This is a genomic window from Janthinobacterium sp. TND4EL3 (genome assembly GCF_900156175.1).
Lineage (GTDB): Bacteria > Pseudomonadota > Gammaproteobacteria > Burkholderiales > Burkholderiaceae_D > Janthinobacterium.
In genome coordinates this window covers 72,336-83,294 of sequence record NZ_FTMV01000001.1, presented here as the reverse complement: position 1 = coordinate 83,294, position 10,959 = coordinate 72,336, and the positions used below count along the sequence as shown (strand labels likewise).

At 65.0% G+C, this 10,959-nt stretch carries 11 protein-coding genes; 9 read left to right on the top strand and 2 right to left on the bottom strand.

Annotated elements, in window-relative coordinates; genetic code table 11:
• Positions 1-40 precede the first annotated feature (40 nt).
• From BXA07_RS00385 to BXA07_RS00365, 5 genes are all read left to right on the top strand, one after another.
• The gene (locus tag BXA07_RS00385) at positions 41-1,453 is read left to right on the top strand and encodes a HAMP domain-containing sensor histidine kinase (RefSeq protein ID WP_083707974.1); all 1,413 of its coding nucleotides are present in this window, start codon (positions 41-43) and stop codon (positions 1,451-1,453) included.
• Positions 1,450-1,992 (top strand): hypothetical protein, encoded by a 543-nt coding sequence (locus BXA07_RS00380; RefSeq protein ID WP_076564673.1) that lies wholly within the window; start codon positions 1,450-1,452, stop codon positions 1,990-1,992. The genes BXA07_RS00385 and BXA07_RS00380 overlap by 4 nt, the downstream gene beginning before the upstream one ends.
• Positions 1,989-3,356 (top strand): sigma 54-interacting transcriptional regulator, encoded by a 1,368-nt coding sequence (locus tag BXA07_RS00375; protein ID WP_076564671.1) that lies wholly within the window; start codon positions 1,989-1,991, stop codon positions 3,354-3,356. Before BXA07_RS00380 ends, BXA07_RS00375 begins: the two co-directional genes overlap by 4 nt.
• 267 nt (positions 3,357-3,623) lie before the next feature.
• Entirely contained in the window at positions 3,624-3,986 is a 363-nt protein-coding gene (locus BXA07_RS00370; protein ID WP_076564669.1) for a BON domain-containing protein, read from the top strand.
• A gap of 217 nt (positions 3,987-4,203) precedes the next feature.
• Complete coding sequence (locus BXA07_RS00365; protein ID WP_076564667.1) at positions 4,204-5,217, top strand: bile acid:sodium symporter family protein; 1,014 nt, start codon at positions 4,204-4,206, stop codon at positions 5,215-5,217.
• Here the strand turns inward: BXA07_RS00365 and BXA07_RS00360 are convergent.
• Together BXA07_RS00360 and BXA07_RS00355 are read right to left on the bottom strand one after the other, a co-directional pair.
• The gene (locus tag BXA07_RS00360) at positions 5,169-6,632 is read right to left on the bottom strand and encodes a UdgX family uracil-DNA binding protein (protein ID WP_076564665.1); all 1,464 of its coding nucleotides are present in this window, start codon (positions 6,630-6,632) and stop codon (positions 5,169-5,171) included. The two genes, BXA07_RS00365 and BXA07_RS00360, sit on opposite strands and share 49 nt — an antisense overlap.
• Positions 6,629-7,861: a putative DNA modification/repair radical SAM protein gene (locus BXA07_RS00355; protein ID WP_076564663.1), complete on the bottom strand. Its 1,233-nt coding sequence runs from the start codon at positions 7,859-7,861 to the stop codon at positions 6,629-6,631. Before BXA07_RS00355 ends, BXA07_RS00360 begins: the two co-directional genes overlap by 4 nt.
• Positions 7,862-7,998: 137 nt before the next feature.
• Here BXA07_RS00355 and modA point away from each other — a divergent pair, with 137 nt between their 5' ends.
• Genes modA through BXA07_RS00335 form a run of 4 tightly spaced genes read left to right on the top strand, consistent with a single transcriptional unit; the run spans position 7,999 to position 10,959 of the window.
• Entirely contained in the window at positions 7,999-8,757 is a 759-nt protein-coding gene (gene modA / locus BXA07_RS00350; protein ID WP_076564661.1) for a molybdate ABC transporter substrate-binding protein, read from the top strand.
• Between the two features lie 15 nt (positions 8,758-8,772).
• Positions 8,773-9,444, top strand: a complete 672-nt coding sequence (modB, locus tag BXA07_RS00345) for a molybdate ABC transporter permease subunit (protein WP_076564659.1) — start codon at positions 8,773-8,775, stop codon at positions 9,442-9,444.
• 5 nt (positions 9,445-9,449) lie between these two features.
• Entirely contained in the window at positions 9,450-10,151 is a 702-nt protein-coding gene (locus BXA07_RS00340) for a sulfate/molybdate ABC transporter ATP-binding protein (RefSeq protein WP_076564657.1), read from the top strand.
• A gap of 40 nt (positions 10,152-10,191) precedes the next feature.
• Positions 10,192-10,959, top strand: coding sequence for a TOBE domain-containing protein (locus BXA07_RS00335; RefSeq protein WP_076564655.1), 768 nt, complete (start codon positions 10,192-10,194; stop codon positions 10,957-10,959).

The window sequence follows — 10,959 nt, the reverse complement described above, 5'->3', positions numbered from 1 at the left end:
ACCATGCGTTTTTTCATCAGACCGTAGCGAAGGCCGCATCTTGTCCAGACTTTCCTTTCGCCAATTATTGTTCGCCGCCTTCATCTTGACGGCGGGTATTTTGACGGCCACGTCCGTGCAAGCCTTGCTGACCCTGGAACACCTGGCGCGGCTGGGGCGCGAGACGGCGGCGCAGGCGATTACCCTCACGGAACAGTCGCAGCGCCTGTCCGAGCGCACCCTGGCCATGGAACGCAGCGCGCGCCAGTTCCTCGTGCTGGACGACCCCGTGTTTCGCGAGCGCTATGCGGCCGCGCGCGACGAAGCGACGGCGGCGCTGCAAATGCTGAACCGCGCCACGCCCCATTTCGCACCCCAGCTGGCCGACGAGTGGACGGCGCAGGCGCAAGCGGCATGGGAAGTCTTGCAAGCCGGAAAACGCCGCAAGCGGGACGGCCACGCCGTCGTGTATCGGGCGTTTGCGCGCATGACGCAGATCAATGACAGCCTGGCGCGCGAGAGCAAGACGGCCATCGGCAGTCGCAACGATGCGCTGCTGGTGGAGCTGGAGCGCCAGCGCCGCCTGCTCAGCGCGCTGGTCATCGGCGCCGTGCTGCTGGCGGCCGTGCTGGCCACCTGCTTCGGCTTTTTATTGTCGCGTCCCTTGCGCCGCATCAAGACGGCCATCGAGCGCCTCGGCGACAAGCGCTATGACCAGCCCATCGTCGTCGGCGGCCCGGCCGACACGCGCCGCCTGGGCCAGCAGCTGGACTGGCTGCGCCAGCGCCTGGCCGATCTCGATGCCGACAAGGAGCGCTTCTTGCGCCACATCTCGCATGAGTTAAAAACACCGCTGGCGGCCCTGCGCGAAGGCGTGGCCCTGCTGGAAGACGAAGTGGCCGGCAAGCTCAGCGAGGGCCAGCGCGAAATCGCCGGCATCCTGCAGCAAAACACGGCGTCCCTGCAAAACCAGATCGAAGACTTGCTGCGCTACAATACCGCCGCCTTTGACGCCCAGCATCTGGCGCACAGCAAGGTCGACCTGCTGGTTCTGCTGCAAGATGTGGTGGCGGGCCAGCGCTTGCAGTGGCAGGCGCGCCGCCTGGAGGTCGAGGTGCAGGGCGCGTCCCTGATCGTGCAGGCCGACCGCGACAAGCTGGCCACGGCCCTGGCGAACCTGCTGTCGAATGCCGTGCGCTTCAGCCCGGAAGGCGGCACCGTGCGCTTCAGCCTGGCTTGCGAAGGCGGTCGCGTGCGCATCGATTGCATCGACGAGGGGGCCGGCGTGGCGCCCGAGGACGCCGCGCGCATTTTTGAACCGTTTTACCAGGGAGTGCGCCAGGCAAGCGGCGCGCGCAATGGCAATGGCATCGGCCTGTCCATCGTGCGCGAATACATCGCCGCCCACGATGGCAGCGTCACTCTTTTACCGCGCCAGGCTGGCGCGCATTTTCGGATAGAACTGCCCTTATGATGACGAGAATTTCCGTGGCCGCCATGGCCGCCTGTGCGCTGCTGTTGGGCGCTTGCGCCAGCAAGCCCGCCAAACAGACGCCCGTGCTGGTGCAGACGCCGCCCCGCGTGGTGGTGGTGGCCGATCCCCAGCTGACCGAACTGCTGGCGTACCAGAACGCCTTGCGCCTGATGACGCCGTCGGAACTGGCGAAAGCCCAGCTGGACCTGGCCAAGGCCGATACGGCGCCGCAGAACGTCATCCGTCGCGCCATGCTGCACGCCAGCGTGCGCGCGCCGGGCGACCTGGCCCGCGCGCAAGCCTTGCTGGAACCGCTGGCCACGGCCACGGGCAAGGACGCGCAATTGCTGGCGCCGCTGGCGCAATTGCTCGTCGGCCAGTACGCGGAACTGCGCCGCCAGGAAGACAGCATCGACAAGCTCAACACCCAGCTGCGCGACGCCCAGCGCCGCAACGACTTGCTCAATGAAAAACTGGAAGCGCTGAAAAACATCGAGCGCAGCCTGTCCGTGCGCCCTGCCGCGGGAGCGGCGAAATGAGCGAGCACGCCCACATTCTATTGGTCGACGACGATCCCGACCTGCTGCGTTTGCTGACCATCCGCCTGAAGGCGGGCAACTATCGCGTGACGGCCGTGGGCAGCGCGGAAGCGGCGCTGGCGCGTCTGGCCGTGGAATTGCCGGCCCTGGTCATTACCGACGTGCAATTGCCGGGGCGCGACGGCCTGGCCCTGTTCGATGAAATCCGCCGCCAGCACGCGGCCCTGCCCGTCATTTTGCTGACGGCGCACGGCACCATACCCGACGCCGTCGACGCGACGGCGCGCGGCGCCTTTGCCTACCTGACGAAGCCGTTCGATGGCAAGTTGCTCATGGAAAAGGTGGCGTACGCCGTCAACCTGTCCACCGTCATGCCGGCGCAAGCATCCGGCGACGAGAGCTGGCGTGCCGAACTGATCAGCCGCAGCGCGCAGATGGCCGAGCTGCTGGCCGAAGCCAGGCTGGTGGCCGGCTCCGACGCCAGCATCCTGATCCGCGGCCCCAGCGGCACGGGCAAGGAATTGCTGGCGCGCGCCCTGCACAACGCCAGCCGCCGCGCCAAGGCGCCGTTCATCGCCGTCAATTGCGGCGCCATTCCCGAGCAGCTGCTGGAATCGGAACTGTTCGGCCACGTCAAAGGGGCGTTTACGGGCGCCGTCGGCAACCGCGAAGGTTTGTTCCAGGCGGCCGACGGCGGCACCCTGTTTCTGGATGAGATCGGCGACATGCCGCTGCCGCTGCAGGTGAAATTGCTGCGCGTGCTGCAGGAGCGGGCCGTGCGCCCCGTGGGCGCCGACCAGACGCGCCCGGTGGACGTGCGCCTGCTGTCGGCCACGCACCGCGACCTCGATGTGGCCATGGGGGAAGGGCAATTCCGCGAAGACCTGTATTACCGCCTCAACGTGGTGACCCTGACCCTGCCGCCGCTGGCCGAGCGCCGCGAAGACATTGCCCTGCTGGCCAACCATTTCCTGCAGAAACTGGCGGCCAAGTACCAAAAAACCCTGAACGGTTTCGCCCCCGATGCCCTCACGGCGCTGGTGGCGGCGCCATGGCCCGGCAACGTGCGCCAGCTGGTCAACGTCGTCGAGCAGGTGTGCGCGCTGGCCACGGCGCCGCTCGTGCCCTTGTCGCTGGTGCAGCGCGCCCTGCGCGTGCCGTCGCTCGAAGCGCTCAGCTACAACGAAGCGAAGCAGCGCTTCGAGCGCGACTACCTGATCCAGCTGCTGCGCCTGACGGATGGCAACGTGGCCGACGCGGCCCGCCTGGCCGACCGCAACCGCACGGAGTTCTACCGCTTATTGCAGAAATACGAGCTGACGCCGGCCCTGTTCCGGGCCGACGGCGACCCTGTCGCTGAATAGCGACAAAAATAAAGTATTCATAATCAACGACTTATCTTAAAACATTGATATTGTTGCCATACCTTGTCGCTGTCTGGCGACAAAAGGCCCCGTTTTTCGGGCCGGATCCGGCCGAAACGGGCTGGAAAAATCGCGTGTGAATATAAGTGGTTGATTTTGAAGGGAAATTAAAAGCTGGCACGGTGCTTGCTGTATGGGTAGGTGTGACGCTTCAAAGTGTTGCTTTATCTAAGTAAGAAGCTTTTAACTTCATTGAGAGGAACTACCATGCAAACATCGAAACTGTTCAATACCCTGGTTGCCGCTATCGTACTGTCGGGCGCCTCGATCACCGCTTCGCATGCAGCTGACTCCGCCCCAAAAGCACAAGCTCCTGCTGACACCGTCGTGGCCGCCAACGCCGCCGCCGCCGTCCCTGATGAAACCATCACTTCCTCGGCCAAGGCCGCCCTGAGCGCCGATGCGCAAGCCGCCGCCCTGCCAGTCAAGGTGGCAACCAAGCAAGGCGTGGTCGTCCTGTCGGGCGACGTGCCGAGCGCCGAAGCGGGTGACCGCGTCGTGCAGATCGTCGCTTCCGTGAGTGGCGTGAAAGAAATCAAGAACGAGCTGAAAGTCAAAGCCGCCGGCTAACCCCCTCGCGGTAACGCCCTCGCGCTGTACTTTACTCCGGGTTGCCCTGTCTGCGGACAGGGCATTTTTTTTGCCCATGCGCTTGTTGTTGGCAAGCCATGTTTTCAGGCAAGTAGCTGGGCAATAGGGTTAGAATAGCCAGCACTGGCGCCGTTTCCGGCGCTTTTTGTCATCCATGGCGCAGTGTTGCAAGGCTGGGCCGCTACCAGGCTACCGCATGTCTTCTTTCTCTCCCGCCACCCTGTTGCGCAATCTGAAACCCGACAATTTCACCATCGCCCTGCTCGTCACCGTGGCGCTGGCCAGCTTCCTGCCCTGCACGGGCCAGACGGCCGTCGTCTTCGGCCATATCACCACGGTTGCCATCGGCGCCCTGTTCTTCCTGCACGGCGCCAAGTTGTCGCGCGAAGCCGTGGTGGCCGGCGTCATGCACTGGCGCCTGCATTTGCTGGTGCTGGCCAGCACCTTTATTTTGTTCCCCCTGCTGGGCCTGGCCCTGCGTCCGCTGGCGCTGACCTTCCTCACGCCCGATCTGTACGTGGGCATTTTGTTCCTGTGCGCCCTGCCATCCACCGTGCAATCGTCGATTGCCCTGACGGCCATGGCGCGCGGCAACGTACCGGCCGCCATCTGCAGCGCCTCGGCCTCGAATTTCATCGGCATTTTCCTTGCGCCCATCCTCGTGGGCTTGCTGGTGGCCAAGGGCGCGGAAAGCAAGTCGTCGGTCGACGCGGTATTGTCGATTGTCATGCAATTGCTGCTGCCCTTCCTGGCCGGCCAGTTCCTGCGCCGCTGGATAGGCCGCTGGGTCGACCGCCACAAGGCCATGCTGAAATTCGTCGACCAGGGTTCCATTTTGCTGGTGGTCTACACCGCCTTCAGCGAAGCCGTCAGCGAAGGCCTGTGGCACACGATTTCCGTGGAAACGCTGGTGGCGCTGGGCGTGTTCAGCATCTTGCTGCTGGCGCTGGTCCTGGGCTTGATGACCTTCATCAGCCGCCGCCTGGGCTTTAACAAGGAAGACGAAATCGCCATCGTCTTTTGCGGCTCGAAGAAAAGCCTGGCCAGCGGCGTACCGATGGCCAAGGTCTTGTTTGCCACGCACTCGCTGGGCATGGTGATTTTGCCGCTGATGCTGTTCCACCAGATTCAGCTGATGATCTGCGCCGTGCTTGCGCAGCGCTATGCGCGGCGCGACGAGGCGCAGGAAGTGCCGGCGGCGACGCCGTGATGCGGCTCCTGCAGTAGCCGCAGCGCCTGCCGCAAACCATCGACTATTGCCGCATACGCCTGGCGCCGGCTCTCTTCGTCCCGTGCGCGCAGCACATATGACGGGTGATACACGGTCACCACCCAGCGCCCGTCGTGTTCGATGGGCGTGCCGATCAGCGGCGTCATGCTGGCCGCGCCATCCTGCAGCACGGCTTTCAATGCCGTGCTGCCCAGCGCCACGATTACCTGTGGTTTGCCACGTTCGATCTCTTCTTCCAGCCAGCCATGACAGGCGAGGATTTCGCGCTGCGCAGGCGTCTTGTGCAGGCGGCGCTTGCCGCGCGGTTCCCACTTGAAATGCTTGACGGCATTGGTCAGATAGATGCTGTCGCGCGCCATGCCCGCTTCCTGCATGGCCTGGTCCAGCAGCGCACCGGCCGGGCCGACGAAGGGCAGTCCGGCCAGGTCTTCCTGGTCGCCCGGCTGCTCGCCAACCAGCATGATGCGGGCGGTGTGCGGGCCGATGCCGGGCACGGCCTGGGTGGCGCTCTTCCATAACTCGCAGCGGCGGCACTGGTCCAGCGTCGTGGCAGTCGCGCGCGCGGGCTGGGCCCGCTCGGACTTGATCTGGATCATGGCGGCGCCCTGGCGCTGTCCCACGCTGGCCGTCTGGCCCGTGCGGCGCTCGCCGTTGGCCGCACCGCTCAGCATGGCGGGCACGATGGCACCTTCGGGTAAATTTTTCCAGAAGCGCGCGGGGATGTGGCTATGCAGCAAGTCGGCATTCACGCGCGCGGGATTGAAGATGCTGCGGTAATACGTCAGCCACAGCGCTTCGCCCGCATCGTCGATGTCGGCCGCGCCACGCAGCAGGGCCGGTCCCGCGTGCAAGGTGGCGCCGTCCCACAGCATGCTGGCGCCGGGCGTGGCGATCATCCAGCTGATGGAGCCCATGCGGCGCGCGAAGTGGCGCGCCACTTGCGGCAGCACCTCGTGCACGGGTTCGTACCAGGCGACAAAACGCGGTGCCCCTTGCGCCTCGTCGCGTTCGCGGAAGCGCACATACGCATGCATGTCGTGCTCCTCGCGGTGCACGGCCTTGACCATGGCGTGCAGGCGCGCGCCGTCCGCGTCGGCCGGGGACACCACGTCGTGCTGGCCCAGCTGCCAGCGCCAGAGCACCTGGTACAAAAAGGCCCAGCGATCCGGGGCGCTGAAACAGGCGGCGGCCTGCAGCAGTTCCACCAGCTGGCGGGGCAGGCGCAGCATGGGGGCATCGGTAGCGGTCGCCTCTGGCGGGGAGGAAAACAGGTCGCCGCCGTCTGGCTGCGCGAGCCAGGCGACGTTAGCGGGCGGCACCTTGAGCGCGATCAATTCGCGTGCCGCCGCGCGCCACTCGTCGAAGGACTGCGCCAGCCGGACGACGGCGTTCATGCCGCCTGCAGCTCCGGCCACAGATGCATTTGCTGCGGCGCCTCCGCCATGGCGCGGCGCAGGTGTTCCGATGCCGTGGTGTCGCGCGCGGGAAAGTAGTCGGCCGTGATGACGAAGGGGGCGATTTTCTTCATGCTGCAGCGCAGGCGCGACAGGTCGGCGTAGCGCACCTGCCGCAGGCGGCGCAGGTCGACGATGCGCTGCGCGTTGCGCAGGCCGATGCCGGGCACGCGCGCGATCAAGTGCTGCGCCGCGCGGTTCAAGTCCAGCGGAAAATGTTCGCGGTGCGCCAGCGCCCACGCCAGTTTCGGATCGATGTCGAGCGCCAGGTTGCCGCCGCTGGCGGGCAGCAGTTCGTTGGCCTGGAAACCATAGCTGCGCAGCAAGAAATCGGCCTGGTACAGCCGGTGTTCGCGCAGCATGGGCGGCGGCGCCAGCGGCACGCTTTTCGGGCTGTCGGGGATGGGGCTGAAGGCCGAGTAGTACACGCGCTTGAGCTTGTAGCTGCCGTACAGGGTTTCGGCCGTGGCGAGGATCTGCTGGTCATCGCTGGCGTCGGCGCCGACGATCATCTGCGTGCTTTGCCCGGCCGGCGCGAAGCGGGGCGAGCGCGGTTCTTCCGCCTTTTCGTCGAGCTTGCGGCGGATGGCACCCATGGCCAGCTTGATCGTGTGCACGCTCTTTTCCGGCGCCAGTTTCTGCACGCTGTCCTGGGTCGGCAGTTCGATGTTGACGCTGAGGCGGTCGGCATAGCGGCCCGCCTGCGCGATCAGGGCCGGATCGGCGTCGGGGATGGTTTTCAGGTGGATGTAGCCGCGGAACTGATGGACCTCGCGCAACTCGCGCGCCACCTGCACCAGCTGCTCCATCGTGTAGTCGGCCGAGCGGATGATGCCGGAGCTGAGGAACAGGCCGTCGATGTAGTTGCGCAGGTAAAAGTCGGCCGTCAGCTTGACCACTTCGGCCACCGTAAAGCGCGCGCGCGGCACGTTCGAGCTGCGGCGGTTGACGCAGTACTGGCAATCGTACAGGCAGTAATTCGTCAGCAGGATCTTCAGCAGCGAGACGCAGCGCCCGTCCGGCGTGTAGCTGTGGCAAATGCCCATGCCCGTGGTGGCGCCAAAGCCATCCTTGCCGATGGAATCGCGTTTGGGCGCGCCGCTGCTGGCGCAGGACGCATCGTACTTCGCCGCATCGGCGAGGATTTCCAGCTTGTCCGTCAATTCCATGGCTTGCCTCGATATACTGTGTTTATATACAGTATATCAGGGAATCCGCCTTGCGCAGGCTTGACCAGATGCATGGCAGAACGTTATATATCGGTGTATATTACGGGCCTTGTTCTCTTCTCTTTAAGGATACGACCATGCGCCTCACCTCCCTCGCCAAGTTCCTCGGCACCGCCCTGCTCGCTACCGCCGCCACCTCCGCCCTTGCCGGCGAAGTGGTGGTGTCGGCCGCGGCCAGCCTGACGAACGCGTTCAAGGATGCGGCGCAAAGCTATGAGGCGCAGTATCCGGGCAGCAAGGTGTCCCTGAACTTTGCCGCTTCGGGCGTGCTGCTGCAGCAGATCGTCAAGGGCGCGCCCGTCGACGTGTTTGCCTCGGCGGACCAGGAAACCATGGATGCGGCGCAAAAGCAGGGTCTGGTGCTGCCGGCCGACCGCATGGACTTCGTCGGCAACAGCCTGGTGCTGATCGTGCCGCACGATAGCAAGCTGGGCATCAAAGCTTTGGCCGACCTGACGCACAAGGGCGTGACCCGCGTGGCTATCGCCAACCCGGCCAGCGTGCCCGTCGGCCGCTATTCGGAAGGCGCGCTGAAGAAGGCGAAATTGTGGGATGCCGTGCAGCCCAAGGCCATCAGCACGCAGAACGTGCGCCAGTCGCTCGATTACGTGGCGCGCGGCGAAGTCGATGCGGGCTTCGTGTATGGCACGGACGCGGCCATCATGAAGGATAAAGTGAACGTGGTGCTCGAAGTGCCGCTCGACGCGCCCGTGCTGTATCCGATCGCCACCATCAAGGACAGCGCCAACCACGCGGAAGCGAAACGTTTCGTCAGCTACCTGCAGACGGCGCCGGCGCAAGCCATCCTGGCCAAGTACGGCTTCAAGAAACCCTGACGCTACCGCACCCGCATGGATATCGCCTGGACCGCGCTGGCCCTGTCGCTGAAAGTGGCGGCGTGGGCCACGGCGCTCAATTTGCTGCTCGGCATAGGCACGGGCTATCTGCTGGCGCGCGCCCGCTTTCCTGGGCGTAACTTGCTCGATGCCCTGCTGACCCTGCCGATGGTGATGCCGCCCACCGTGCTCGGCTATTACCTGCTGGTGTTATTGGGCCGGCGCGGCCCCCTGGGCATCTGGCTGCAGGACAACTTCGGCATCAACCTGATCTTTACGTGGCAGGGCGCCGTCATTGCTTCCACGGTGGTCGCCTTTCCCCTCGTCTTCAAGCCCGCGCGCGCCGCCTTCGAAGCCGTCGACGGCCAGCTGGAGCAGGCGGCCCGCGTGCTGGGCATCTCGGAGCTGGCGATCTTCTTTCGCGTCACGTTACCGCTGGCCTGGCGCGGCATCCTGGCCGGCGTGCTGCTGGGCTTTGTGCGCGCGCTCGGTGAGTTCGGCGCCACCCTGATGGTGGCCGGCAGCATTCCGGGCAAGACGCAGACCCTGTCGGTAGCCGTGTATGAAGCCGTGCAGGCGGGCCAGGATGACGCCGCCAACATGCTGGTGCTGATCACTTCGCTCGTCTGCATCGCCGTGCTGCTGGCCGCCGGCCGCCTGGCGCCCGGGCGCATCGTACACAAATGACACCCATGCAACTCGACCTCGACATCCGCGCCACCTTGCGCTCTGGCAAACGCCGCTTCGACATGCACGTGCAATGCACGTCCAGCAGCCAGCGCATCGCCGTGTATGGCCCCTCCGGGGCCGGCAAGAGCATGACCCTGAAAGCCATCGCCGGACTGTTTACACCGGAGGCGGGCCATATCCGCCTGAACGGACGCACCCTGTTCGATTCTGCCGCCGGCATCAACTTGCCGCCGCAGCAGCGCAATGTCGCCTACCTGTTCCAGGATTACGCCCTGTTCCCGCACCTGACGGTGCGCCAGAACGTGGGCTTCGGGCTGAGCCGCGGCTGGTTCAACCCGCGCGCGCGCGAAAAATTGCAGAAGGTCGAGCATTGGCTCGATGCCTTCCACTTGCAGGAACTGGCGCACCAGTTCCCCGACGAGTTGTCCGGAGGCCAGCGCCAAAGGGTGGCGCTGGCGAGGGCGCTCGTGGCTGAGCCGGCCGCGCTGCTGCTCGACGAGCCGTTTGCCGCCCTCGATCCGGCCCTGCGTGTCAAAATGCGGCTGGAACTGAGCCAGTGGCAGCAGCGCCTGGACGTGCCCATGATCCTGATCACACATGATCCGGAAGATGCGCGCATCCTGGGCGAACATGTGCTGTACTTGCGCGACGGACAAATTGATAGCATGGCAGAAAATAAGGCATTGGGTGAACGCATTGGATAAATCAGCGGCAGCGGAAATCGGCCTGCAAGGCTCGGTATGGATGACGGTGGGCGGAGAGCATCTGGGTGGCGCCGGCAGGGTGGAATTGCTGGGCGCCATCGCCGAGTGCGGCTCCATCACGCAGGCGGCCAAGCTCGTCAAGATGAGCTACAAGGCGGCCTGGGACGCCATCGACGCGATGAACAACCTGGCCGGCGAGCCGCTGGTGGAGCGCCTGACGGGCGGCAAGGGCGGCGGCGGCACGCGGCTGACGCCACGGGGGCGCCAGCTGGTCGACAATTTCCGCATCATCGAGCGCGAGCATGCCCGCTACCTGCGCCAGCTGGGCAGCCAGGCGGAAGGCATCGCCGACGATCTTTTACTCATACGGAGAATGGCCATGAAAACCACGGCACGCAATCAATTCCTCGGCAAAGTTGCCGAACTGAAACAAGGCGCCGTCAACGACGAAGTCACGCTGGAATTGCCGGGCGGACAGCATATCGTGGCCATCGTCACGCAGGGCAGCAGCGCCAGCCTGGGCCTGGCGCCGGGCGCGGAAGCGTTTGCGCTGATCAAGGCCTCGTCCATCATCCTCGTGGCCGACAGCGCCGGCGCGCGCTTTTCGGCGCGCAATCAATTGTCCGGGGTGGTGACGCGCGTGCAGACGGGTGCCGTGAACACGGAAGTGGTGCTGGATTTGCCCCGTGGCGGGACCATCGCCGCCATTATCACGAACCAGAGCAGCACCGAGCTGGGCATTGAGATCGGCAGCAAGGTGACGGCAATATTTAAAGCGTCCAGCGTGATTCTGGGCGTACCCGCATAA